Annotated in this window: 21 protein-coding genes and 1 pseudogene; 15 read left to right on the plus strand and 7 right to left on the minus strand. The window is 72.9% G+C overall.

Going from position 1 to position 25,118, the window contains the following annotated elements; genetic code table 11:
* Positions 1-2 precede the first annotated feature (2 nt).
* The 8 genes from ACFVWD_RS27765 to ACFVWD_RS27800 are packed head-to-tail and all read left to right on the plus strand — an operon-like array spanning position 3 to position 10,156.
* A complete protein-coding gene (locus ACFVWD_RS27765) occupies positions 3-782 on the plus strand; it encodes a class I SAM-dependent methyltransferase (RefSeq protein WP_389599917.1) in 780 nt (259 codons plus the stop codon).
* Entirely contained in the window at positions 779-5,392 is a 4,614-nt protein-coding gene (locus ACFVWD_RS27770; protein ID WP_389600002.1) for an alpha-(1->3)-arabinofuranosyltransferase family protein, read from the plus strand. Before ACFVWD_RS27765 ends, ACFVWD_RS27770 begins: the two co-directional genes overlap by 4 nt.
* The gene (locus tag ACFVWD_RS27775; protein WP_389599918.1) at positions 5,389-6,795 is read left to right on the plus strand and encodes a condensation protein; all 1,407 of its coding nucleotides are present in this window, start codon (positions 5,389-5,391) and stop codon (positions 6,793-6,795) included. The genes ACFVWD_RS27770 and ACFVWD_RS27775 overlap by 4 nt, the downstream gene beginning before the upstream one ends.
* Positions 6,792-7,562, plus strand: coding sequence for a methyltransferase domain-containing protein (locus ACFVWD_RS27780; protein WP_389599920.1), 771 nt, complete (start codon positions 6,792-6,794; stop codon positions 7,560-7,562). The genes ACFVWD_RS27775 and ACFVWD_RS27780 overlap by 4 nt, the downstream gene beginning before the upstream one ends.
* A gap of 15 nt (positions 7,563-7,577) precedes the next feature.
* The gene (locus tag ACFVWD_RS27785; protein ID WP_389600004.1) at positions 7,578-8,483 is read left to right on the plus strand and encodes a hypothetical protein; all 906 of its coding nucleotides are present in this window, start codon (positions 7,578-7,580) and stop codon (positions 8,481-8,483) included.
* Positions 8,480-8,731 carry a Trm112 family protein gene (locus tag ACFVWD_RS27790; protein WP_389599922.1) on the plus strand — a complete coding sequence of 84 codons (252 nt, stop codon included), beginning with the start codon at positions 8,480-8,482 and terminating at the stop codon, positions 8,729-8,731. The genes ACFVWD_RS27785 and ACFVWD_RS27790 overlap by 4 nt, the downstream gene beginning before the upstream one ends.
* A gap of 32 nt (positions 8,732-8,763) precedes the next feature.
* Positions 8,764-9,582 (plus strand): FkbM family methyltransferase, encoded by an 819-nt coding sequence (locus ACFVWD_RS27795; RefSeq protein WP_389600006.1) that lies wholly within the window; start codon positions 8,764-8,766, stop codon positions 9,580-9,582.
* Positions 9,551-10,156 (plus strand): hypothetical protein, encoded by a 606-nt coding sequence (locus ACFVWD_RS27800; RefSeq protein ID WP_389599923.1) that lies wholly within the window; start codon positions 9,551-9,553, stop codon positions 10,154-10,156. The genes ACFVWD_RS27795 and ACFVWD_RS27800 overlap by 32 nt, the downstream gene beginning before the upstream one ends.
* Here the strand turns inward: ACFVWD_RS27800 and ACFVWD_RS27805 are convergent.
* Positions 10,137-11,054 (minus strand): RimK family alpha-L-glutamate ligase, encoded by a 918-nt coding sequence (locus tag ACFVWD_RS27805; protein WP_389599925.1) that lies wholly within the window; start codon positions 11,052-11,054, stop codon positions 10,137-10,139. The two genes, ACFVWD_RS27800 and ACFVWD_RS27805, sit on opposite strands and share 20 nt — an antisense overlap.
* Positions 11,055-11,198: 144 nt before the next feature.
* Between ACFVWD_RS27805 and ACFVWD_RS27810 the strand changes: the two genes are divergently transcribed.
* Positions 11,199-12,275, plus strand: coding sequence for a MerR family transcriptional regulator (locus ACFVWD_RS27810; protein ID WP_389599927.1), 1,077 nt, complete (start codon positions 11,199-11,201; stop codon positions 12,273-12,275).
* Between the two features lies 1 nt (position 12,276).
* On the opposite strand, the gene ACFVWD_RS27815 is transcribed toward ACFVWD_RS27810, so the two are convergent.
* From ACFVWD_RS27815 to ACFVWD_RS27825, 3 genes are read right to left on the minus strand one after another with little or no spacing between them, the layout of a single operon-like run.
* Entirely contained in the window at positions 12,277-13,500 is a 1,224-nt protein-coding gene (locus ACFVWD_RS27815; RefSeq protein WP_389599928.1) for an MAB_1171c family putative transporter, read from the minus strand.
* 6 nt (positions 13,501-13,506) lie between these two features.
* Positions 13,507-14,124 carry a toxin-antitoxin system, toxin component gene (locus tag ACFVWD_RS27820; protein ID WP_389599929.1) on the minus strand — a complete coding sequence of 206 codons (618 nt, stop codon included), beginning with the start codon at positions 14,122-14,124 and terminating at the stop codon, positions 13,507-13,509.
* Positions 14,121-14,735 (minus strand): transcriptional regulator, encoded by a 615-nt coding sequence (locus ACFVWD_RS27825; RefSeq protein ID WP_389599931.1) that lies wholly within the window; start codon positions 14,733-14,735, stop codon positions 14,121-14,123. The genes ACFVWD_RS27820 and ACFVWD_RS27825 overlap by 4 nt, the downstream gene beginning before the upstream one ends.
* A gap of 254 nt (positions 14,736-14,989) precedes the next feature.
* Here ACFVWD_RS27825 and ACFVWD_RS27830 point away from each other — a divergent pair, with 254 nt between their 5' ends.
* The 3 genes from ACFVWD_RS27830 (at position 14,990) to ACFVWD_RS27840 (ending at position 18,565) form a co-directional block, all read left to right on the plus strand.
* A complete protein-coding gene (locus ACFVWD_RS27830; protein WP_389599933.1) occupies positions 14,990-15,460 on the plus strand; it encodes an O-methyltransferase in 471 nt (156 codons plus the stop codon).
* Between the two features lie 98 nt (positions 15,461-15,558).
* Complete coding sequence (locus tag ACFVWD_RS27835) at positions 15,559-17,076, plus strand: acyl-CoA synthetase (RefSeq protein WP_389599935.1); 1,518 nt, start codon at positions 15,559-15,561, stop codon at positions 17,074-17,076.
* Entirely contained in the window at positions 17,069-18,565 is a 1,497-nt protein-coding gene (locus ACFVWD_RS27840) for a carboxyl transferase domain-containing protein (protein ID WP_389599936.1), read from the plus strand. Before ACFVWD_RS27835 ends, ACFVWD_RS27840 begins: the two co-directional genes overlap by 8 nt.
* Before the next feature lie 114 nt (positions 18,566-18,679).
* Here ACFVWD_RS27840 and ACFVWD_RS27845 read toward each other — a convergent pair.
* A pseudogene (locus tag ACFVWD_RS27845) lies at positions 18,680-19,387 on the minus strand (peptidase S8); the annotation flags it as partial.
* Positions 19,388-19,684: 297 nt separating this feature from the next.
* Here ACFVWD_RS27845 and ACFVWD_RS27850 point away from each other — a divergent pair.
* The 3 genes from ACFVWD_RS27850 to ACFVWD_RS27860 all read left to right on the plus strand — a co-directional run bounded on the left by ACFVWD_RS27850 (position 19,685) and on the right by ACFVWD_RS27860 (position 23,111).
* Complete coding sequence (locus ACFVWD_RS27850) at positions 19,685-20,722, plus strand: rod shape-determining protein (RefSeq protein ID WP_389599938.1); 1,038 nt, start codon at positions 19,685-19,687, stop codon at positions 20,720-20,722.
* 26 nt (positions 20,723-20,748) lie between these two features.
* Complete coding sequence (locus ACFVWD_RS27855) at positions 20,749-22,242, plus strand: GAF domain-containing protein (protein ID WP_389599940.1); 1,494 nt, start codon at positions 20,749-20,751, stop codon at positions 22,240-22,242.
* A 119-nt stretch (positions 22,243-22,361) separates the two neighbouring features.
* Complete coding sequence (locus ACFVWD_RS27860; RefSeq protein WP_389599941.1) at positions 22,362-23,111, plus strand: SDR family NAD(P)-dependent oxidoreductase; 750 nt, start codon at positions 22,362-22,364, stop codon at positions 23,109-23,111.
* Positions 23,112-23,126: 15 nt separating this feature from the next.
* On the opposite strand, the gene ACFVWD_RS27865 is transcribed toward ACFVWD_RS27860, so the two are convergent.
* Positions 23,127-23,882 carry an SDR family oxidoreductase gene (locus ACFVWD_RS27865; protein ID WP_389599942.1) on the minus strand — a complete coding sequence of 252 codons (756 nt, stop codon included), beginning with the start codon at positions 23,880-23,882 and terminating at the stop codon, positions 23,127-23,129.
* A gap of 90 nt (positions 23,883-23,972) precedes the next feature.
* On the minus strand, positions 23,973-24,890 hold the full coding sequence (locus ACFVWD_RS27870; protein ID WP_389599944.1) for a class I SAM-dependent methyltransferase: 918 nt from the start codon (positions 24,888-24,890) through the stop codon (positions 23,973-23,975).
* Positions 24,891-25,118 lie beyond the last annotated feature (228 nt).

Consider the following 25,118-nt stretch of genomic DNA (forward strand, 5'->3'; position numbering starts at 1 on the left):
CCATGGACGGCGACCCCGAGATACCCCGCAGAGCCCCCGCCAAAAGCGGGCCCCCCGCATGGAAGGACCCCTCCTTCCGGCGTTCGTTCACGCTCTTCCGGGCCTTCATGCGGGAGCAGGACGACCCCGAGAGCTGCTACTCGTTGCTGGCCCGCGACGCCGCCGACCAGGTCGAGGCGTACGGCGGCGTCGAGGGACGTACCGTCGTGGACGTCGGGGGCGGCGGCGGGTACTTCACCGCGGAGTTCCGGCGGCGCGGCGCACAGGCGTATCTCTTCGAGCCGGACGTACGGGAGCTGGGGGCCAAGCCCGACGGCTCGGCGGTCGTCGCGGACGGGTATCTGCTGCCGCTCGCGGACGGGGTCGCCGACGTCACCTTCTCCTCCAACGTCCTTGAGCACGTGGCCGATCCGCAGACGTTCCTGAGCGAACTGGTGCGCGTCACCCGGCCCGACGGGCTGATCTACGTCTCGTTCACCAACTGGCTCTCCCCGTGGGGCGGTCACGAGTGGGCGCCCTGGCACTACCTCGGTGCGGAGCGGGCGCGGGCCCGCTATCACCGCCGTACCGGAAAGCCCGCCAAGCACACCCTCGGCGAGAACCTCTTCGCCGTGCACATCGGCACCACCCTGCGGCAGGTGCGCGCCCGCGACGACGTCACGGTCGTCTCGGCGCGCTCCCGCTACTGGCCCATCCTCGCCTCCGCCGTCACCAGGGCGCCGGGGCTGCGGGAGTTCGCCACCTGGAACCTCCTCCTCATCCTCCGGCGGTGTCCACCATGACGACCACGGTCCAGGCTCCTCCCCCGGCGGCCGTCCGCCCCGTCTCGACCACGTCCGGCCCCCCGCACGGGCCGCGGTCCAGGCGCTGGCTGCTGGGGTTCTGGGCCGTGGTGTTCGTGCTGTTCCTGGCCGTGCACCCCGGACGCATGACGTTCGACACCAAGCTCGGTGTCGCGCTCGACCCCTGGCAGTTCCTGTCCGACCTGGGCCAGTTGTGGCACGACCGGGGCGGCTTCGGCGGCATCCAGGACCAGTACGTGGGTTACGTCTGGCCGATGCTGCCGTTCTACGGCCTGTGCAAGCTGATCCACCTCCCGGTGTGGCTGGCGGAACGGCTGTGGCTGTCGATCGTCGTGTCCGTCGCCTTCTGGGGCGCCCTGCGGCTGGCCGAACGGCTGCGGATCGGGAACGGTTCCTCCCGGCTGCTCGCCGCCGTCGCCTACGCGCTCTGGCCGGTCTTCACGATCGTCGTCGGCTCGACCTCCGCCGCCGCGCTCCCCGGCGCCTTCCTCCCCTGGGTCCTGCTCCCCCTCACCGACGAGCGCTACAGCGCCCGCGTCGCCGCCCTCCGCTCGGCGCTCGTCATTCCCTTCATGGGCGGCGTGAACGCGGCGGCGACCCTCGCCTCGCTGCTCCCCGTCGGGCTGTATCTGCTGTCCCGTCCACGTGGACCCCGACAGCGCAAGCTGATCACCTGGTGGGTACCGGGAGTGATCCTGGCGACGGCCTGGTGGGTGATCCCGCTGCTGATGCTCGGCGTCTACGGCGAGAACTTCCTCCCGTACGTGGAGACCTCGGGGACCACGACCGCCACCATGTCGGCCACGGAGTCCCTGCGCGGCGCCGGGAACTGGGTCGCGTACCTCCACTTCGGCGAGGCCTGGCTGCCGGCCGGCTGGACCGTCGCCGCCTCGGTGATCGTGATCGTCTGCTCGGCGCTCGCGGCGGGACTCGGTCTCGCCGGGCTCGCCAGACGTGACATGCCCGAGCGCCGCTGGCTGGTCCTGACCGTGCTGTCGGTCGCGCTCCTCACCCTCGCGGGGTACGGCGGCGCGTTCGGCGCGCCCTTCCACGGCGTCGTCCAGGACTGGCTGAACGGCTGGCTGGTCCCCTTCCGCAACATCTACAAGTTCCAGACGGGCCTCGCCCTGGCGCTGGTGTTCGGCCTCGCGCATCTCGTCGGGGTCGCCGCCGAGCCACGCGGAGCCCGTCCCGTACGCGGCCGCCGCTACGCGCCCCTCGTCGCGGCCGTGCTGATCCTGCCCGGCCTCGCCTGGCCGTACCTCAACGGGTCGATCCTCAACCCGGGTTCCTTCCAGCAGCTCCCCAAGTACTGGCAGACCACCGCCGACTGGCTGAAGAAGTACTCGCCCGACTCCCGTGCCCTCGTCGTCCCCGCCACCGCGCACGGCCTCTACACCTGGGGCTCCCCCATCGACGAGCCCCTCGACGTGCTCGCCGACTCCCGCTGGGCCGAGCGGGACTACGTCCCCTTCGGCACCCCCGGCAACCGGCGTGCCATGGACGCCGTCGAGCAGGCGCTCATGACCGGCAGTGACGTCCCCGGCCTGGGGGACTATCTGAGCCGCGCCGGGCTCTACTACGTCGTCGTCCGCAACGACCTCGACCCCGACCAGGTCGGCTACGTCCCGACCCAGACCGTGAAGCGGACCCTGGAACAGTCGGGCTACCAGCGGGTCACCGGCTTCGGACCGGTCGTGACCGGCGGCCGGATCGCCAACCACACCCCGCTCCAGGTCGAGGGCCTCTACCCGCGCGAGCGCGCCGTCGAGATCTACGAACCGGCGGGCAACGGCGCACCGCGCCCCGGACAGGCCGGGCTGAGCGCCATCGCGGACACCGCCGTCGTCTCCGGCGGCCCCGAGGCGCTGCTGCCGCTGGCCGCCGACCCCTCGATGCGCGGCCGCCCCGCCGTCCTGACCGGCGACAACCATCCCGGCCTCGGCACCGCCGCGGTCCAGGTGATCGGCGACGGGCTGCGGCGCGCCGACACCCGCTTCGGCCTGGTCAACTCCAACACCTCGTACACGTACACGCCCGACCAGCGCAACGACAGCGGCAGCGCCCAGGACGCCGGCAAGAAACCGCACCAGATCCTGCCGACCAAGGGCATCCAGCACCAGACGGTGGCCGAGCTGCGCGGCGCCCGCTCGGTGACCGCCTCCTCCACCGGCAACTGGCTGTTCCATCTCCCCCAGTACGACCCCGTGAACGCCTTCGACGGGAACCCCGACACCGCGTGGGCGGAGGGCGCGTCCGGTTCCGCGAACGGGCAGTGGCTGCGGATCCGCTTCGAGGGGTCCCTGGACATCCCGAAGTCCTTCAAGGTCACCCCGCTGCCGCAGGACGGCATGCGGTCCGCGGCGACCAGGGTCCGGGTGGAGACGGAGAAGGGCTCCGCCACCAGCTATCTCGAACCCGACGGCACGACCCAGTCCATCAAGGCGCCCGCCGGGTCGACGAGTTGGGTGAAGCTGACGATCGTCGGCTCCACCGCGCAGCGCGCCGGTCTCACCGGCGCGGGCTTCTCCGAGATCGCCCTCCCGGACGTCCAGGTCACCCGCCTGCTGAAGCTCCCGACCGACGCCGCCGGCTCGGACGCCGCCGCCGAGATCGTCTCCCTGCACCGCACCACCGACCCCACCGGTCTCGCCCCCACGGGCACGGAGGCGGGTCTGCACCGCACCTTCTCCACCTCGACGGCGGGATCGTACGAGGTGAACGCGAGCGCCGTCGCGATCAGCGGCGACGCACTCGACAAGCTCCTGTACGACGTCTCGCCCCAACAGCCGAACCGGATCGTCGCGACGGCCGACTCCACGACGGCCCTCGGCCCCGGCCTCGACGCCCGCAACCTCACGGACGGCAACCTGACCACGGCCTGGATCGCCGGGGACAGGCCGACTATCCATCTGAGCTGGCCCGACAAGAAGCCCGTCTCGTCCATGGTCCTGGCCGCGGCCGGCGGCCTCTCCACCCGCCCGACGAAGATCGAGATCCGCTCCCCGGACGGGGACACCGTGGCCGGCGTCGACGAGAACGGCTGGGCCCGCTTCGACCCGATCACCACGAACCACCTCGACATCACCGTCACCGAGACCGCGCCGCTGACCCTCCACAACCCGGTCGCGGGCGCCGACCTGCAACTGCCGGTCGGCCTGACGGAGGTGTACCTCCCGGCCCTCGCCGAGTACCGCACCACACAGGCCCTGGAGACGCAGGAGTTCTCGCTGCCCTGCGGGAAGGGACCGACGCTCGCGGTCGACGGGAAGCTGTACGAGACGAGCGCGAAGGGCACGGTGGGGGATCTCACCGAACGGCGGCCGGTTCAACTGACGCTGTGCCAAGAAGGCTCCTCGAACCCCGCGTTGGACCTCGGATCCGGCTCACACCGGGTCGAGGCGGGCGACGCAGGGCCCCTCGCGGTCACGGACGTCACCCTCACCCGTGGCACCGTCGAGGCCGCCGCCGGTGCCGGGCGCGAACTGCGGATCGTGGACTGGCTGGGCGACCGCCGCGAGGTGAAGGTCGGCTCCGGCGCCGCCTCGTACCTCACGACGTACGAGAACTACAACGACGGCTGGCAGGCCACGCTGGGCGGCAAGAAGCTGACGCCCCTGCGGCTCGACGGCTGGCAGCAGGGCTGGCAGATCCCGGCCGGGGCGGGCGGCACGGTCAAGCTGTCGTACGAGCCCTCGACGACGTACGAGGCCGGGCTGATCGGCGGCGGGGTCGGCGTGGCGGCTCTCGCGGGCCTCGTGCTGTGGCGCCGCCGCGAGGCCAACACCGACGAACCGCAGCCGGCGGCGCCGGACGCCGGGCTCTGGCTCGGCACGGTGGCGCTCACGCTGGTGGGCGTGGTCATCGCGGGACCGTTCGCGCTGCTGGTCCCCGCGCTGGCGCTGCTCGCGTGGAAACGGCACGCGCTCCTCGTACCGATCGCGTTCCTCGCGCTCACCGGGGCGGGGATCGCCGCCGCCACGGGCGCCGGGTCGCCACCGGGCGCGAGCGAGGGCGCGTTCGGGCCCGCGGCACAGTTGCTGGCGTTGATCGGGTTGTTCGCCGCGTTGGTGAGCGTCCAGGAGCCCTCCGGAGCGACACCCCGGGGCTCCCGCCCGGTCCTCCCGCCCGGCCCGCCCCCGGGCTCCGAGGCCCCGACGGCACCGCTCCCCCGACGCCGCCGCGGCGAGAGCGGCGGCCCCGGGGCGGTGGAGGGGAAACCCGACCCGGAAACCACGTCCCCCGGGGAGATACCCGGCACGCAGACCAAGTCGCTCGGAGAGGCACCGGCTCACGGACCCGGGCGGGGCGCCACGCAAGCCGGAGCCGAGCCCCCGGCCCCCGGCCCCGACCGTGCCTCCAGCCCGACCATCTCCGCACGCGGCCCGGGTTCCGCCCCGGCCGCACGCGGCCCAGGTTCCGGCCCGGCCGCACGCGGCCCAGGTTCCGCCCCGCGCGAGGCGGGTGCGGGTGACGCGGGTGCGGGTGACGCGGACGCTCGTGAGGTCGATCCACCCACCGCGCGGATCGCCTTCCGCAAGGCGGGGAACCCGGCGGACGACGACACGGGAAGGGACGAACCCCGATGACCGCGCTGGAGCACCCGGCACGGGACGGTACCGACGGACCGTCCCGGCCCCCCGCCCGCGTGCCGTTCCCCGTCGTGGACGAGGTCTCCCGGCACTGTCTCCAGGAGGAGGAACCCGAGACCGTCCACATCGAGGTCCACCTCCCCGGCCACCTGGACCCCGCCCGCCTCACCTCGGCGTTCACCGAGGCCCTGCACCGGCACCCCCGCATCCTGATGCGCGAGGCCGCGGGCCCCTGGTACCGCCGCCGCTACGAGTGGGAACTCACCCCCGATCCGGACCTGGAGGTCGTCTCCTTCCCCCCACCGGGCCCAGGCGCCCTCCAGCACGCACGGACCCGCGCCCTGCTGACCGCCCCGCCGCTGTCCGCCTCGCCGCCCATCCGCCTGGAGGTGGTCGACGGCGCGGGCCCGCCCGTCGGCAGCGAGGCGACGGACGCGGTGGGCACGGCGCCGCGCCGAAGCGCCGCGCCACGTACCCACACCGGCTCCCGCCCCAAGGGCACCGTCCTCTTCCTCACCGTCAACCACACCGCCCTCGACGGCCCCGCCTGCCTCCGCGTCCTCGCCACCGCCGCGGAGCTGTACGGCGGCAAGGACAACTCCCCGACCGCACCCCCCGTACGACCACCGGAGACGGAGGCGAAGGCCGTGCAGGTCGACACCCCGTCCACCTGGACCCCGCCCGCCCGGGTGGCCCACGGCACCCCGGAGCCCTCGCCCGGAAACGGCCTCCTCGTCACCGAACTCGGCGTCCCGCATCGCGCCAAGGGCGCCCCGTACACCGTGAACGACCAGCTCATGGCGGCCACCGCCCTGATGATCACGCACTGGAACAGGGAACACGGCGCCCGCCCGCGCCCCCTGCGCATCACGATGCCGGTCGACGACCGCCCCCGCGGCACGGACATGCCCATCGGCAACGGGACGCGACTCGTCGAAGTCCCCTTCACGGTGGAGGAGTTGGACGCCGGACGCATGGGCGAGCTGCTGCGCCGTACGGCCGAACGGACCCGTGCGCTCAAGTCGCTGTCCCGGCCCCAACTCGGCCACGGCGCGGCCCTCCTGACCGCCCCCGTGGTCCCGGTCGCCTGGCGCGCCGCCCTCACCCGGGGCCTGCGCCGCGCGGCCGGCCCCTGGACGTCGACCACGCTGCTGAGCAACATCGGCCGCATCCCGTACGCGCTGGACTTCGGCGCGGAGGCGGGCCGCGCGCACGCGGTGTGGTTCTCGGCGCCCGCCCGGACACCCCGCGGCCTGACCGTCACCACGGCCTCCACCGCGGGCCGCCTGCACGTCGCCCTGCGCTGGTCGCGCACCCTGCTCAGCCACGGCGACGGCGCCCACCTCCGCGACCTCTTCGAGCACTATCTGCACGCGACGGAGGAGGACGGCAGCCGATGACACCCACGACCTCGACCCCCACCCCTTCCGCCGCTTCGGCAACGGCCGCCGTCCGCCGGGGACTTCGCGACTTCTACGAGGATCCGAGCGTCCCCGTCGCCTCCGGCACCCCCCGCAGTCTCCGCCAGGCCCGGATGCTGGCCGCAGCGCTCGGCCCCGCCACGGCCGGCGCGCGGACCGTGCTGGACATCGGCTGCGGCGACGGCACCGCCGCCGCGACCGCCGCACCGCTGCTCGCCGGACACCGTCTCGTCGGCGTCGACTGGTCGCAGGACGCCCTCAGACGCGCCCACGTCCGGCTGCCGTACGCGATCCGCGGCGAACTCACCGACGGCGGACTGCCGTTCGCCGACGCCTCGGCCGACGCCGTCCTGTTCAGCGAGGTGATCGAGCACCTAGTGGACCCTGACAGCGCTCTGGACGAGATCCGCAGGGTCCTGCGCCCCGGCGGCCACCTGATGCTCTCCACCCCGAACCTCGCCGCCTGGTACAACCGCGCCCTGCTGCTCGCCGGTGTCCAGCCCGTCTTCTCGGAGGTGAGCCTGCGCGCGATCCACGGCCGCCCGGGGCGGGAGGTCGTGGGCCATCTGCGGCTCTACACGGCCCGCGCGCTGCGGGAGTTCGTGACCGCGGCGGGCTTCGAGGTCGTACGACTGAGCGGGGCACCCTTCCACGGCGTACCGCGTCCGCTGCGCCCCCTGGACCGACTGGCCTGCGCGGCGCCCGCCCTCTCCTCCATCCTGCTCCTGCACGCCCGAAGGACGTAGCCCATGTGGTGGGGAGTGGCCGCGGCCCTGCTGGCGAACGTCCTGTACAGCACCGGATTCGTCCTGGAGAAGCGCGCGCTCGCCGCACTGCCCGAGGTCGACATCCGCCGCCCCGCCCGGCTGCTGCGGCTGGTGCTCGGCAGCCCGCTGTGGATCGGCGGTTCACTGGCGCTGGCCTCCGGCTTCGGCGCCCAGCTCGCCGTCTACCGCACGCTGCCGATCGCCGCCGCCCAGGGCATCTTCGTCTCCGGGCTCGTGCTGCTGGTGCTGCTCTCCGCCCGGCTGCTCGGCGAGGAGACGTCGGGCCGCGAGCGGTACGCGCTCGGCGCGATCCTGCTCGCCCTGCTGATGGTGGTCCTCTCCCTGCGCGAGGGCTCGGACCGGGTCAGCCGCAGTGCCCCAGCGCCGCTGATCCTGACCGTCTGTCTGCCGTCGCTGGCGGCGGGCCTGTGGCTGTACGGGGCCGCCGAGCGCCGTGCGCGGCACCGGCACCGGATGCCGACGACGGGCGTCGAGTACGGCGTGGCGGTGGGCCTGCTGTACGGGGTGAGCTCGCTGGCCATCAAGGGCGTGTCGAGCTATCTGACGACCAGCGACCTGGCGGGGGCGGTGGTCGACGTGCTCCGCTCCCCGTACCCCTACCTCCTTCTCTTCACCGGCGCGTTCGGCCTGGTCATGTCCCAGGCGGCGCTGCAGCGCTGCCGGGCCTCGCTGATCGTGCCGGTCTGTACGACGGTGACCAGCCTGTTCACGGCGGTGCTCGGCACACTCGCGTTCGGCGAGGCGCTGCCGCACGACCCGGTGCGGCTGACCCTGCGCCTGGCGGGCACCGCCCTCGCGGTGTCCGTGCTGCTGGTCATGCCCAAACACGACGCGGCACCCCAACCCCCCACCGTGGCCAAGGAGCTGACGCCACCATGAACCCCGACGACCCGCTGCTGAAGATCCTGGCCTGCCCGCTGGACAAGGGCCCACTGCACCTGCTGCCCCTGAGTGACGACGAGGCGCCTGGCTCCGGGACGGAACCGAGCGCCGGGGAGGCGCTGTACAACCCGCGCCTGCGCCGCCGCTACCCGATCGTCGACGGCATCCCGCAGCTGCTGCCGTCCTCCGGGGAGCAGGTCACGGAGGACGAGCACGAGGAACTCCTCAAGCGGATGGTCCCGTGACGAGGACGAGGAGCACGACGAGCACGATGAGGATGACGAGGACCTGGGCCGCCCGGCTCGCTCCCCGCCTCCCCACCCGCCTCGTCGCGGCGACCGCCCGGCTGGTCTACCCGCGCTTCGAACCCGAACTGGCCCGGCTCACGGACCTCTGCCCGCCGGGCTGCGGCACGGCGGTGGACGTGGGCGGCTGGTACGGCCCCTGGACCCACCGTCTTTCGGTCCTGGCCCACCGCGTGGTGACCGTCGAACCGGTCCCCCACCTGGCCGGACTCCTCTGCGCCACCTCCCCCTCCAACGTCCGAGTGGTCCGCGCCGCCGCCTCCGACCGCCCGGGCACGGCGCGGCTCTGGCTCCCGCCGGACGACGCGGGCGACCGGGGCGTGTCGTCGTTGGTCCGCCGGGACATACACGCCCGCGCGCTGGAGGTCCCCTGCGTGACCCTCGACAGCCTGGGCCTCCACGACGTCGACTTCGTCAAGATCGACGTGGACGGCAACGAACTCGCGGTCCTGCGCGGCGCGGAGGCCCTCCTGACCCGCGACCGCCCGGCCCTGTTCATCGAACTGGAGTCCCGAATCCAGCCGATCGCCCCCGTGGTCGACCATCTCACCCAGCGCGGCTACACGGGCTGGGTCCTGCCCGCCGCCACCTGGCTGCCCCTGGCGACCTTCCCCCTGGAGGCCCACCAGGCCCGCACCTCCCACGTGGTCGCCCAGGGCCTGCTGCGCCGCGTCCTGCCCCCGCGCGGCCCCCGTTACGTCAACTCGGTCCTGTTCCTCCCGGACGGCCGCCGACCGGGCTCCCTCCCGATACGCGACCATGGACCCCATGCCCGCCAAGCGACCCGCTAGCCCCTTCACCTCGCTCGACTTCCAACTGGTCCTGCTGCGCCGCATGGCCGACCACAACCCCGGCCTCGTCGAGGACGCCCGCCACGAGCTGGGCGTCTCCATCGCCGACATGCGCGAGGCGAACCGCCGCTGGCAGGCGATGCTGCACGCCCCGCGCTCCCGCGCCGCGGTGTCGCGCTACCGCTCGATCCTCGGCGCCCCCGAGTCCGTCACCCCGCGCCGGATCGGCGACCTGGCCTGCGAGGCCCGGCTCTGGCCCGTCCCCCTCTGGCCCGACCTCCGCTTCGAGGTCCTCGTCGCCCCGAACGGCGTCGCCTGGAACGAGTGGCTGGTCCGCGCCCCCGGCGTCCCGAACCCCCGGCTGGAGACCCTCGACGACCTCACCCCCTGGTCCTGCACGGTCGACGAGGTCGCCCGCGCCTTCGCCCCCGCCCGCCCCTTGCAGGGCACGGCCCCGACCCGCTGGGGCCTGGCGTTCACGGCCCCGGACGCGTCCGGAGTGCCGCGGGAGTGCGCGGCGGAGTTCACGTGGGGGCTGCTGCAGCGCGTGGCCGTCAGCGCAGAGCGGCCTTGACGACGGCCTCCGCGACCACGGGCACCGACTCCGGGTGCAGCCACAGAAACAGGTTCGGCTCGACGAGCTCCAGCTCCATGACGCACGGTTTCCCGTCGTCGCCGTCGACGAGGTCTACGCGGGCGTAGAGCAGCTCCGAGCCGTCCGTGCGCTCCGGTACGGCCGCCAGCGCGCGCTCCGCGACGGCGAGTTCGGCCGGGGTCGGCTGCCAGGGCTCCAGGCGGGGGTGCGCGACCTTGTCCGCGTCGTAGGCCGTGCCGGGTTCGAGGACGGCGCCCTTGCGGCTGGCGTGCAGGAAGCGGCCGCCGTAGAACTGGAGGGCGCGTTCACCGGCGGTGTCGATGCTGGTCAGGTAGGGCTGGACCATGGCGGTCAGCCCCCGGTCGTGCATCCGCTCCAACTGTCGCAGAGCCGTCTCCCGCTCCTCGGGACGGTAGCGGGCGGCGAGCCGCGCACCCGCGCCGGAGGTGGGCTTCACGACGTACTCGCGGTCGTCGGGGAACTCCGCGGGCGCACCCGGCGCGAGGTACCGGGTCGGCACGGTGGGCACCCCCGCCTCCGCGAGATCGCCGATGTACCGCTTGTCGGTGTTCCACCGCACCACCGCAGCCGGGTTCGCGAGCCGCGTCAGCTTCCCGCACCGCTCGGCCCACGCCACGAACTCCGCCACCCGCCAGCTGTAGTCCCAGGTGGACCGGATCACCACGAGGTCGAAGGCCGCCCAGTCGACGTCCGGATCGTCCCAGTACCCGATGACGGCCTCCGCCCCGGCGTCCTCCAGGGCCGCCCTCAGCACGGGCAGATCCCGGTCCAGGCTCTCCGCGCCCTCCTCGGGCCGGTAGGTGGCGAGTGCGATACGGGCGCGGACGGCGGCGGTGCGGGCCACGGCGGACTCCATCCTGGTAACGGCTGATCCCCGGGGAGGCTAACAACCGCCGGGGGAACTCCGGCAACCCATTTGACCTTCACCTTCGGTGAAGCCGCAGCATCGGTGGCGGAACGAGGAACGCATGACGGGCACGACACGACCACGGGTGGGCGCATGGAGATGCTGACGATCGGGGCGTTCGCGAAGGCGTGCCGGCTGTCGCCGAAGGCGCTGCGGCTCTACGACGAGCTGGAGCTGCTGCGGCCCGCCCGGGTCGACCCGGAGACCGGGTACCGGTACTACGCGGTCGCACAGCTGGAGCGGGCGCGGCTGGTGGCGTGGCTGCGCCGGATCGGGATGCCGCTGGCCCGGATCCGGCAGGTGTGCGCTCTGGACGGCGCGTCCGCCGCCCGGGAGATCCGCGCCTACTGGGCACAGGTCGAGGCCGAGACCGCCGGCCGGCGGGAGCTCGTGACGTTCCTCGTGGATCACCTCTCGTACACGTCGAGGAAGGACACCACCATGCTCGAACTCCGATACTCCGCACTCTCCGACACCGGTCTGGTCCGCCCTGCCAACCAGGACACGGCCCACGCGGGCGCCCACGTCCTCGCCGTGGCCGACGGCTTCGGCACGAGCGGCGCGCCCGCCAGCACGGCGGCCGTGGAGGCCCTGAAGTCCCTGGACGCCGAACCCCTTCCGGGCGGGAGCGTCCTCAACCTTCTGGAGGACGCGGTGCGAGGGGCCGCTCGGGCCGTCCAGGACGCCGCACCGGGCAAGGACGACGGCACCACCCTCACCGCCATGGTGTGGACCGGATCCCAGCTCGGGCTGGTCCACATCGGCGACTCCCGCGCCTATCTCCTGCGCGACGGCGAGCTGTTCCGGATCACGCACGACCACACCATGGTCCAGTCGATGATCGACGAGGGCCGGCTCACTCCGGAGGAAGCCACCGTCCATCCCCAACGCGCCCTGCTCCTGAAGGCACTCACCGGCGGCGCCGACGCCGTCGTACCCGATCTGCGGTTGTGCGACGCCCTGCCCGGGGATCGCTACCTGCTCTGCTCGGACGGGCTCTCCACCGTCGTGGCGGACGAGGAGCTCCGGCGGCGGCTGGGCTCGGCCTCGGCTCCCGACGCGGCGGTACGGTCCCTCGTCGAAGCCGCGATCGACGGCGGCGGGCCCGAAAACGTGAGCTGCGTGGTGGCGGACGTGGTGGAGGCCGACGGGGGTCAACGGCTCGGCTGACTCAGGGTGAGGCGGGCACGCTCTGCGCCGCGACGGCCGCGGCCTCGCGTACCGCCCTGATGTCGGCGGGGCGGCGCAGCGCCCGGGACACGGCATCGATCTCCGCCAGCAGGTTCTCCGTGTCCGGCGTGTTGAGGGACGCGGCGGCGGCGTCCTGGCGGGTGCGCTGCCTGGTCGCGATGGCGTCCTGGATGGTCACGGCGTGGGCGAGGGCCCCCGCCCGGCCGGACTCGAAGCCGAGGCCGAGGGCGGCGTCGTACGCCTTCCGCCGGAGGTCCTCGTCGATGAACCGGGACAGGTGCAGCAGCGCGTCCCGGATGAACGTCTCACGGCGGGTCAGGCGCAGCTCGGGGGTGGCCCGGAGTCTGAAGGGGACGCGTCCGCCGCCCGTGACGGTCCCCATCAGGCGGTACAGGGGGCGCAGGTGCCAGTGGCCGAGCCGGGTGCGAACCCGGCGATGCAGATACTGGCCGGTGTGCGGAAGGATGAAGCCGACCGCGATGAGGATGGCGGAGAGGGAGGCGACCGGCGGGGCGAGCCCGGTGCTGAGCCAGTCCAGGTCGTGGCCGGTCCAGCGGGCGACGACGGCGGAGAACTTGGAACCGTCGTAGAGCAGGTTCATCGCGTAGCCGACGCCGAGGAACTTCAGACCGCCGCGCAGCCAGACGTCGAGTCCGCCGGTGCGGATCCAGTTCCAGATCAGCTTGGACGTGATCAGGGCGGCCGCGGTGTGCGCGAGCAGGTAGAGCACGATCTCTTCACGCATGAAGGGGGTGTTGGCGTAGTACGTGTCGAGGTCCCGTATCCGCTCGACGGGAACGTCGGCGAGCGCGAACAGCACCCACAGCGCGACGATCACGCTCGCGTAGACGGTGACCACCCAGCGGGTGGCGCGGCGGGTGGCGCCGGAGCGGTCGGAGATGCCGTTGCGCCATGCGGTGATCATGAGCAGGCAGGCGCCGCAGAACGCGGTGATCAGGCTGTAGACCAGCGGGGCCGCGAAGTTCGGTACGCCGGTGACGCGGTTGGTCCAGGCGATGGTCGCCGGTGCCGCGAAGACGAAGACTCCGCAGGCGAGGACGAGCAGGCCGCCGACGGCACGCAGCAGCGGGTCCTTCCACAGCTTGAGGATGCTGGGCAGTTTGATCGCCAGCGCGGCGGTGAGGACCGCCGTCGGGATCCAGAAGGAGATGTAGAGCCCGGCGAAGAAGCGGGAAGGATTCATCGCCGGTCAGTCCTGGGGTCCGCGGTAGCCCAGGGAGGCCTGGATGGCCTGTCGGACCGGGTCGACGGGGTCGACGGGGCCCTTCGTACGCGGGCCGGTCACCCAGGAGCGGAAGACGCTGGCGAGGTGCAGGCCGAAGTCCTCCGCCTCGGCCTCGTCGGCCTCGTGCGAGCCGTTGCGGGCGGCGACGGTGAGCGCGATCTCCTGCCAGCCGGGGTCGTCCGACAGCGCGCCGGCGGCGGCCGCCGCACCCGCGTAGTGGTGGTGGGAGTGGGAGTGCCCCGCCATCATGTGCCACAACTCGTGTCCGAGAATGACGAGTTGCTGCACCGTCTCGGCGCGCTCCTCGACGATGACGAGGTCGAAGTCGTGGAACTCCATCCACAGACCCGTGACTTCGATCTCGTCGGGGAAGCGCTCGAAGCGGAGCTGGATGGGGCGGTCGTCGCGACGCCGGCTCATCTCCTGGCAGAGGGCTTCGGCCAACTCCCGTACGTCCACGGGCGCGTCGAGTCGCTTCTTCAGCGCGCGGGTGAGTTCGACGGCGAGACCGCGCATCTCGGAGTCGGCCCGGCGGGAGAGCAGTGCGCAGGCGCGCTTCCACACGGTGTGGAAAGGCCTCATCGATCCACCTCCTCGCTCTCGCCGCTCAGCAGACCCTCCAGCATGAGCGCGAGCGCCTCCTGCTTGCGGGGCGTCAGCCGCCGGCCCCGCAGGGCGAGCGTGACGACTCCGTGCTTGAGCGTGAACCTGAGCAGCGGCCCGTCCTCGGCGCCGCCCTCCAGCTCACCGACGACGCGCTGAAGTGCGCCGTTGAGGACGACGGGGGCCGGATCGGTGAAGAACTTCGTGCCCTCCTCGATCCGGAAGAACTCCGCGAGCCGGGTGAGGTCGGGCACGTTCGGCATCTTGTCGCCGTTGAGCAGGCTGCGGGCCCATTTGTCACTGATGCCGAGCCGCCCGGCGACGTCCCGGCACACATCGGCGGGCCGCTTCCCGCTCTCGCCGAGATACGCCTCGTACAGCGCGCGGACGCGTCCCCGGATCCGGTCGTCGACCTTGTCGTCAAGCACCCCCGCGCCGTCGAGGAGCGCCCGGACCTCCTCCTCGGCCAGGGCCGTTCTTCTCGACAACTCCCGTACGTCGAGGAACTCCCCGCGGTCGAGGCCCTTCTCGACGATATGCGCGTCGAGACGCGCGAGTGTCTCGCGAAGAGGAGGCAGCGACGCACTCACCCATGCACTCCCGGCAGTTGACCCGTCAAATTGTCACGCTGTGGGCCGAGACTACGGTCCCCGGCGGGGCCCGCGCCATGCTTTCCGAACGATCGTTCCCGATTCAAGAACGATCGCTCCCGCTCCCCACCTCCCGGGCCCCACGACAGTGCACGATCTCCTTCCTGTCGATCTCAGAGACGGACGCCCACGCCGCTACGGACCCCGCCACTCTCCCCCCGCTCGTCCGGCGGGCGGTGCGCGGGAGCGGATCGGTGACGGGTACGGGGTGCGGGGTGGGGCTCGCGTGGTCGGCGTCCGGGGCGCGGGAGGGCGTACGGCTGTTCAGCGTGGAGCGCGACGCCGAGCGGGCCCGGGTCGCGGCCGAGGTCTTCGCCGACCGGCCCGAGGTCGAGGTGATCCACGGCGACTGGCGGCGGATCGAGGAGCACGGCCCGTACGACCTGCTGGTCCTGGACGGCGGCGGCACCGGCAAGACGCCTGGCGACGACCCGGCCGACCCCGCCCGCCTCCTGACTCCGGGCGGCACGGTGGTGGTCGACGACTTCACCCCGGCCACCGGATGGCCGCCCCTGCACGAAGGCGCCCCCGACCGGGCCCGGCTGCACTGGCTGGAACACCTCGCCCTGCACACGATCGAACTCCGCCTCGCCGAGGACCTCGCCACGCTCGTGGGCACGCGGCGACGGCTCGCCTCGACCGGGTCGAGGGCGTCATCGGGGTGAGCGCGGCGGCGGGTTTCCCTCGCGCTGGTGTAGGAACGGTGGTGACTGTCACCGGCAACACGTCCTCCAGCAGGTCCCTACGGCAAGGAGTACCCCGCGTGTCCTCCCTCTTCCCCGCCCTGGTCAGCGGTTCGACCGCACCGCGGCCCGCCCTGCGTTTCGGCGACCGGTCCCTGACGTACGCGGAGCTCGCCGCCTCGGCGGGTGCGCTGGCCGCGCGGCTCGACGGCCGGGAGAGGGTCGCCGTGTGGGCGACGCCGTCCCTGGAGACCGCCGTCGGGGTCGTCGCCGCGCTGCTCGCCGGGGTGCCCGCCGTGCCGCTCAACCCCAAGTCGGGGGAGGGTGAACTGGGGCACATTCTGGGCGACAGCGCGCCGTCGCTGGTGCTGGCGGAGCCGGGCGTCGAACTCCCCTCGCCCGTGGGCGACTTGGAGCGCGTCGACGTCCAGGTGGGTGCGGCCGGTCAGGACACCCCCGCACGCCCCGGCACCGAACCGGACGACCCCGCCGCCCCCGCCCTCGTCGTCTATACCTCCGGCACCACCGGCCCGCCCAAGGGTGCCGTCATCCCGCGACGCGCCATCGCCTCGACTCTGGACGCGCTGGCCGACGCCTGGCAGTGGACCGGCGACGACGTGCTCGTGCACGGGCTGCCGCTCTTCCATGTGCACGGGCTGATCCTGGGCATCCTCGGCCCGCTGCGGCGCGGCGCGGCGGTGCGGCATCTGGGCAGGTTCAGCGCGGAGGGCGTGACGCGGGAGCTGGGCACGGGCGCGACGATGCTGTTCGGGGTGCCGACGATGTACCACCGGCTCGCCGAGGCGCTGGTCGAGGACACCGAACTGGCGAAGGCGCTCGGCGGGGCGCGGCTGCTCGTGTCCGGTTCCGCCGCGCTGCCGGTGCACGACCACGAGCGGATCACGGCCGCGACCGGACGCCGGGTCGTCGAGCGGTACGGCATGACCGAAACCCTCATGAACACCAGCGTGCGGGTGGACGGGGAACCCAGGCCCGGCACCGTCGGAGTGCCGTTGCCCGGCGTCGACGTGCGGCTCGTCGAGGAGGACGGGACGACGATCGCCTCGTACGACGCCGACGGCACTCCCACCGGCACGTATGACGGCGAGACCGTCGGCGAGATCCAGGTCCGGGGGCCGAACCTCTTCACCGAGTACCTGAACCGGCCCGACGCGACCGCCGCCGCGTTCACCGAGGACGGCTGGTTCCGCACCGGCGACATGGCGGTCGTCGACCCCGACGGCTCGGTACGCATCGTCGGCCGCAAGGCCACCGACCTGATCAAGAGCGGCGGCTACAAGATCGGCGCCGGGGAGATCGAGAACGCGCTGCTTGAGCATCCGGCCGTGCGCGAGGCCGCCGTCACCGGTGAGCCCGACGAGGACCTGGGCGAGCGGATCGTGGCCTGGATCGTCCCCGCCGATCCGGAAGCCCCGCCCGCCGCCGAGGAGTTGGCCGACCACGTGGCCCGACGGCTCGCCCCGCACAAACGCCCGCGGACCGTGCGCTTCCTCACGTCGCTGCCGCGCAACGACATGGGCAAGATTCTCAAGCGAGCCCTCCCCGACGCCGTCGCAAAGGCCCCGAAGCATGACTGAGCGTTTCTCCGCCCGCGAGGCCATCGCCCTGGCCGGCGATGACTTTCGTGAACTGCCCGTACCCATGCGGGTGTTCAAGCCGGATGGTCCCTTGTCCTGGCAGGGGTACGACGACTCGCGCCGCCGCGCCGTCACCCGTACCGGCGAGGACGAGTCCGTCGTCTGCGGCACCGCGGTCATCGGTGGCACCCGCGCCGTACTGATCGCCTTCGAGTTCGGCTACCTCGGCGGCTCGCTCGGCGAACGCACCGGCGACCGCGTCGAGGCGGCCTACACCCACGCCCGTGAGCACCGCCTGCCGGTCGTCTCGCTCGTCGCGACGGGTGGCAGCCGGATGCAGGAGGGCATGCTCGCGCTCACCCAGCTCCAGCGCGTGGCACGGCAGTCGGCGCTCACCCGGGAGGCGGGGCTGCCGCAGATCGCCGTGCTGCGGGATCCGACGACGGGTGGTGGTTGGGCGACGCTGGGTGCGGGCGCCGACGTGACCCTGGCGCTGCCCGGCTCCCAGGTCGGCTTCGCCGGCTCCCGGGTCCGCCCGGCCGACGCGGACCCGGCGGCGTACACGGCCGAGGCCCAGGTGGCGGCGGGCGCGGTGGACGCCGTCGTACGGGAGGAGGAGCTGCGGGAGACGCTGGCGCTGTGGCTGGCCCTGCTGACCGCACCCGCGGCCGAAGCCGGGGGCGAGGTCGAGCCCGAGCCAAAGTCCGAGCCCGACTCAAAGTCCAAGCCCGACTCACAGTCCAAGTCCGACTCACAGTCCAAGTCCGACTCACAGTCCAAGTCCGACTCACAGTCCAAGTCCAAGTCCGAGCCCGAGGTCGAGGTCGAGCCCGTCCCTCCGCCGGCCGCCCTCGGCGCCCCCGGCCTCCCCGCCACCGGCTGGGACGCCGTCCGGCACGCCCGCTCCCCCGAACGCCCCCGGGCCGCCGCCTACCTGGACGCCTACTTCTCGCGCCGCGCCGCGATCAGCGGCGACCGTTGCGGCGGCAGCGACGACGGCATGCTGTGCGGGTTCGGCTCCGGACCCGCGGGGCGGACCGTGGCATACGCCGCCCAGTGCGGGACCGCGACCCGCCCCGCCGGATACCGCACCGCCGCCCGGCTGATCCGGCTCGCCGGCCGGCTCGGCGTCCCCGTACTGACGCTGGTGGACACCCCGGGCGCCGCCAACGACGCTCAGGCCGAGCGGCAGGGCGCGGGCTCGGCGATCGCGGACCTGTTCGCCGCGGTGGCCACCGCCCGTACGCCCGTCACCACGCTGGTGATCGGCGAGGGCGGCTCGGGCGGCGCGCTCGCGCTGGCCGCGCCCGGCAACACCTGGGCCACGCCGGACAGTTACTTCTCCGTCATCGCGCCGGAGCTCGCGGCCGCGATCCTCAAGCGCCCGGCGAGCGAGGTGCACGCCACGGCGGACCAACTCCGCATCCGGCCGCAGGACTTGGTGGAACTGGGCGTGGTCCGGGGCATCGTGGAGCCCGCGGGACGCTGAGCGTGCCCGTCGTGGAGTTCGCGGGATGCCGAGCGTGCCACCCAGCGCACTGAACCGAAGTGAAGCGGCGGTGCCGGCTCCCCCCTCCCAAGGGGAACCGGCGCCGCCCGTTCAGAAGGGACGGAGGCGGGCTACCGCACCCCCACCGCCCGCATGACCTCCTGGCTCACCGAGCCGCCCCGTGACGCCCTTCCCGGTGAGCCCGGCCTCCCAGGCCTGCGGCGTGCCGATCTGGGCGTTGCTCTCGGCCAGGTCGGCGTGCACGCGCCCGTCGAGCCAGACCTTGTCGAGCGTCCCGCCCCGCCGGGTGAGGGACTGCCAGAAGGTGCGCCCCTTGTCGGCGGCGACGGCGGCACCCCGGATACTGGGCAGCGCGCGCTTCTGCTCGGCCCCGCGCAAAGCAGCAGCGCGCGCCCCCTTCCCGTACGTCACGATCAGCGGCAGCTCGGCCGCCTTCCCGTCGGTGAGCCCCTGCCGTATCAGCTCGCTCACGTCGAACAGCCGCCGGTCGAGGGTGCCCGCCCGCAGATAGGGCAGCGCCTCGTCCGGTACGACGGTCACGGCGCCGTTCGTCACCTGCGTGCGGACCGCCCCCGTGGCCTCCCGGGGCCGCTCGACCGTGACCGTCTTCTTTCCGGCGCCGAGGTCGGTGACGGTCACCTTGTCGCCGGTGACGAGAGTGACGGTGTGGGTGACGGAGGCGGTGCGCGTCGGGGCTGGGGCGGCTGCCTCGGCCGCGCCCGCCCGCCCTGTGGGCAGCACGGCGAGCACGAGCCCGGCGGACAGCCGAGCCGCCCCCCGTCTGACTGGTCCTCTGGTCATCGACGACCTCTCCTCGTCGGCACATGGTGGCTCCGGTGCTGCGAAGAGTTTCGGGGGGCCGGTGGTGCGCGGGAGTTGACGGAACCTGGCGAGAAACTGCCCTGCCGGGTTTCCGCCAGGGCGCCGAGCCCACCCGTCCGGACAAGACCATCCATCCAGCACCCGGACAGGACCACCCAACCAGCGGCACCCCGCCCGGCCCCCCACAAAAGGCGCCTGGTCCGGCGCCCGTCCACGATGCGATTAAGGACCGCCATCCGGCGGAGCCCGCACGGTCTGCTCTCGGGAGGACCTGTCATGACCGCCAGTCTCGAGCGATTGCGCCGCTGCCACTTCGCCGTCGACCTGGGCGCGGCCCGGACCCGGGTGTATGTGAAGGGCGCGGGGCTGGTCGTCGACCAGCCGAGTGTCGCCGCGATCAACACCAGGACCGGCGCGCTGCTCGCGGTCGGCGAGTTCGCGGAGAAGATGACGGGCCGCACCCCCGACTACATCCGGGTCATGCGGCCGGTGTCCGGCGGCACGGTCGTCGACATCGAGATGGCCCAGCGCATGCTGCGCCAGTTGCTCGGCGACAAGGTCCGCCGCTCCCTGCGCCGCAAGCCCCGGCTGCGTGCCGCGGCCTGCACCCCGCACGACGCGGACCCGCTGGCGCAGCGCGCCGCGATCGAGACGCTGGTCGGCCTTGGGGCACGGCGGGTCGAACTGGTCGACACGCTGATCGCCGCCGCCGTCGGATGCGGGCTGCCCGTCGAACAGCCGGAAGCCACCATGATCATGGTGTGCGGAGCGGCCACCACCCAGGTCGCCGTGCTGTCCCTGGGGTCCATCGTGACCGCCGAGCGCATTCCGGTGGGCGGCGAGGCCGTCGACCGCGCGATCGTGCAGCACCTGCGCCACCAGCACGAGCTGATGCTTCCTTCGCAGTCGGTACGGCCCCTGCAGCTCGCCCTCTCCGGGAACGGCCTCACCCCGCACGGCCCGACGTCCACGGAGATCCACGGGCGGGACGTGGCGACCGGCCTCGCCCGTTCCGTACAGGTCGACACCGCCGCCGTACGCGACGCCATCCAGACCCCGCTGACCGCCGTACTGGACGGGATCGGGAAGGTGCTGCGGGCCTGCCCGCCCGACCTGGTGGCCGACCTCGCCGACCGCGGCATCATGATGGTCGGCGGCAGCGCGCTGCTGCCGGGCCTGGACCAGATGCTGCGGCAGGCGACGGGCATGCCGGTGCACATCGCCGAGCGTCCCGACGTGTGCGCGGTGCAGGGCCTGGGCTACATGCTGGAGGGCAAGATCGAGCCGCTGATCCTGAACCCGCTGGCGCTCTGACGGCCGGACCCCGGAAAGTCCCCGGTATGCACGATCCGGTCCCCCGCCTGCCGTCGCTCCTGGAAGCCGTCCTCAGCGTCGGCACCGACCTCGAACTGCGGGCCACGCTCCAGCACATCGTGGACGCCGCCGCCGAGCTCACGGACGCCCGGTACGCGGCGCTGGACATGACCGATCCGGCACGGGACGGGCTCAAGGAGATCCGTACGGCAAAACGCCCCGATCTCGCCGGTCCTCCCCGGCCGCCCGAGCCGCCCGACCTGTCCGAGCCGTCGGAGCCGTCGGAGCTGGTCGTGCCGATCCACGTCGACGACGAGGTGTTCGGCGACCTGCGCCTCACCGGGAAGCGCGACGCCCCGTTCACGGACGAGGACGAGCAACTCGTACGGGTCCTGGCGGCCCAGGCCGGCATCGCGATCGGCAACGCCCGGCTGTACGAGACGGCGCGACAGCGCGAGCGCTGGATCGAGGGCGCGGCGGCCGTCACCACCGCGCTGCTCAGCGGCGAGAGCGCCGCCGACGCGCTGATGACGGTCGCCGAACGGGCCCGGCGTCTCGCCAAGGCCGAGGCCGGCGTCATCCTGCGGCCCACCGAGGACGGCGGCATGGAGGTCGTGACCGCCTCCACGCTCGACGGCCCCTCCGACATCGTCGGCGCCATGATCGAGCCGGGCAGCCCCGTCCTCGAACAACTCCTCGGCGGCGAACCGGTGTTCATCGACGCCTCGGCGACCGACCCGCGGATGACCACGCATGTACGGCACCGGTTCGGGCCGAGCATGATGCTGCCGCTCCAGGCGGGCGGCCGTCTCCTCGGCACGCTCGCCCTCCCCCGCCGGCGCGGCGGCCGTCCGTACACCGCGGTGGAGCGGCTGCTCGCCACCCAGTTCGCCTCACAGGCCGCGCTGGCGCTGGTCCACGCCGAGGCCCAGCACAGCAGGGAGCGGCTCGCGGTCTACGAGGACCGCGACCGGATCGCCCGCGACCTGCACGACCTCGTCGTCCAACGGCTGTTCGCGACCGGCATGATGCTGGAATCCACGCAGCGCAGGAGCGTCGGTGCGGACGACGACGCGCACGCGATCCTCGGCCGTGCCGTCGACGAACTCCAGTCCACCGTCCAGGACGTCCGCACGGCGATCTTCGCGCTCCAGCAGCCGCCGGCCGACGCCCCCACCACCTTCCGTGGCAAGGTCCTGCGGGAGGCGGCGGGCGCGGCCGCGGTGCTGGGTTTCCAGCCGTCCACCCGGTTCACCGGCGCGGTGGAGAACCTTCTCGTGGAGCCCGTCGCCGGCCGGCTGCTCACCGCGCTGCGCCGCGCCCTGGCCGCCGCCTGCCGCCGCGCCGGTGTCTCCCGCGTCGAGATCACGGTCGACGCGTCGGCGCCCCTCCCCGACGGACGCCCCGGGGTCCACCTGACGGTCTTCGACGACGGCGACACGGGCAACGGCCGTGCGGAGGGCGGCGGCTCGGAGGGCGGCGGCCCGGGTACGACGGTCACCTGGCGGTCGCCCCTGTGAGCCCCTGTGAGTCCCTGTGAGCCACGCCCACAACCCACTTGACGTCCCCTCAGGTCCTCCGTAGCGTCGCAGCCCGTACGTCCACATGACCGATATTCACATCCGAGGACGGGATGGCCATGGCTCAGCGACGTGTGGTGGTGTCCGGCGGCGGTACCGGGATCGGCCTGGCGACGGCGGAGGCGTTCGCCGCGGACGGGGACCGGGTGGTGCTCCTGGGCCGCCGCGAGGACGTCCTGCGCAAGGCGGCCGACACCCTGAACGGCCAGTACGGCGAGTCAACGGCGAGCTGGTGCGCGGCGGACCTCGCCGACCCCGAACAGGTCGGCCGGGCAAGGGAGTTCATCACGGCGGACGAGACCCCGGTGGACGTGCTGGTGGCCAACGCGGGCGGCAACGCGGCCCGCGAACCCGACGGCACGCTCGCCTCCATCGCGGACAGCTACCGCGACAACTTCGACGCCAACGTACTGACCGCGGTCCTGCTCACCGAGGCCCTGCTCCCCCACATGCGCCGCCCCGGCGGCCGTATCGTGCAGCTCTCCTCCATCGCCTCGCTGCGCGGGCCCGGCTCGTACGGCGGCTCCAAGGCCTGGGTCAACACGTACACCTACGCCCTCGCGCAGCGCGTCGGCCCCGAGGGCATCACCGTGAACGCGGTCGCCCCCGGTTTCGTCGGCGACACCGAGTTCTTCGGCGCCCGCGCGACACCGGAGTTCGTCGCCTCCCGGGTCGGCCAGACCCTGACCGGCAAGCCGGGTCACCCCTCCGAGATCGCCGCCGCCGTCCGGTACGTGGCGTCACCCGAGGCGGCCTACCTGACGGGGCAACTGCTGCACATCAACGGGGGTGCGGCGCTGGGCCGTTAGGGCCGGCCTTCTGGATCAGGCCCGGGACGCCTGGACGGGCGGGCGCGGTGTCACGGTCACCTCCGGGATGGTGCCGCCGCAGCGCAGTACGACGTCGAGGACACGGAGGAACTCGTCCACGTCGAGCAGGGAACCCGTCAGATAGCCGCGCTGCCGCCAGACCGGGTAGACCTGCGCCGCGTACTCCCGGTCCCAGCCGTCGTTGAACCCGGTCCTGGAGTCCCCTTCCCCGCCCGCGCAGTCCCCGACCACGAACCGGGTGAAGCCCACGCTCGGGTGTTCGACGCGGAAGGCCTCGACGAGCTTCTCCAGGGCCGCCTTGCTCACGTGATAGGCGGCGAACCCGGGCCAGGACGGCGTGAGCGAGCCGCCGACGGAGGACAGGTAGGCGGCGACCCCGCCCGACTTCGTCAGATGCGGGAGCGCGGCGCTCGTGACCAGCGCCGCGCCGATCACATTGGTGTCCATGGCGCGGCGCCAGGCGTCGGCGTCGAGTTTCTCGACCGGGGCGAGGGGGCCGATGCCGGTGGCGTAGACGAGGGCGTCGATGCCCCCCAGCCCGGCGGCGGCCTCCTCGATCGCCGCCCGGCAGGACGACTCGTCGGTCACGTCACAGGCGACGGCGAGCGCGTCCGGGCCCGCCTCCTTCGCCGCGTCGACCAGCCGGTCGCGCCGGCGTGCCAGCAGGGCGACCTGGTCGCCGCGGCGCCCCAGGTCGACCCCTATGCACCGGCCCAGTCCACTCGACGCCCCGACTACGACAGCCTTCATGCCAGAACCTCATTCTCAGTATCCGACAATCCCCTTCCGCCGCTTCTATCACGAGTCGGGGCCGATGGGCAGACCCCCCGCGACACCTCTCTACGCACTCGCGCGCAGATACCCCGAGTTCGCCACCTGGCCGAGGAACGTCAGCCGCGTGTCGGTCGCCATGTGCTTGTCGAAGGCCTCCTTGATACCGGGCCACTTGGGGTGCCCGAAGTCGTCGAGTACGACGATCCCGCCGGGTGCGACGATCCGCTCGGCCCACTCCAGGTCCGCGGCGACACCGGAGGCGGAGTGGTCCCCGTCGACGATGATCACCCCGTAGGAACGGTCGGAGACCAGGGCGCGCACCTCGGGGTCCTCGGAGAAGCCCTGCTGAACGCGGGCCGCCGCACCGGCCGCGCCGACCAGGGCCAGATTGGCGCGCACCGCGGCGCCACGCACGGGAGTGCCCGTCGGGTCGGCCCCCTCGGTGGTGCCGGGCTGCAACTGGAGGCCCGCGAGCGGGTCGACGATCGTCAGACGCGGGTCGCGTCCCGCGCGCTCCATCATCCGGATCAGGGCCGCGCCGAACATCCCGTACAGGGTGCCGATTTCGAGGATCTCGTCGTTCGGCGGGTCGAGCAGCGGGACGGCGGAGAGCTTGCCGCAGATGTTCATGGTGCCGCCGGCGATCCGGCCGACCCCGAGCGCCTCCAGAGCGATGAGCAGCCGGAACGCCTGGGCGATGTTCCGCTCAGCACCACCCCTGTCCCCGCTCACCTGCGCCAACTCCTCGATGGCGCGGTCGAGATGGACCTGGGCCGGCATGCGCGACACGCCGCGCCCCGTCCCGTCGATCAGCAGTTCGAGGGGGCGCTGACGATTGCGCAGTGTCGCCAGCTCGCGCTGGAGTCCGCCTTCGGATCCGTCCCCGAGGGAGCGGCGGATCTGGCGTTCGATGCGCTGATCGATGAGGTCGGCGATCGGACGCAGGACGCGCCTGGCGGTCTTGGTGGTGAGGAACGCTCGCATGGCTCTTTGACCCTCGCAGGTATAGGAGAAGTGCTGCGTACACGGGGGGACAGAAGGTGCGCACACCCTGATGACGACCGGCTGCGCAGTGGGGACCCAACGCCCAAAGGACGGTAAAGCGTAAACGTCCCACAGATAAATCACAGCGAACACCGGCCCCCCAAAGGGGAACGTGTGAATGATGCTTGGGCCACGGGAGGGTTACGTGCGTCGATGCGCGGCGCGCCG

It is taken from the genome of Streptomyces sp. NPDC058086, from assembly GCF_042885015.1.
In the GTDB taxonomy this organism is placed as follows: domain Bacteria; phylum Actinomycetota; class Actinomycetes; order Streptomycetales; family Streptomycetaceae; genus Streptomyces.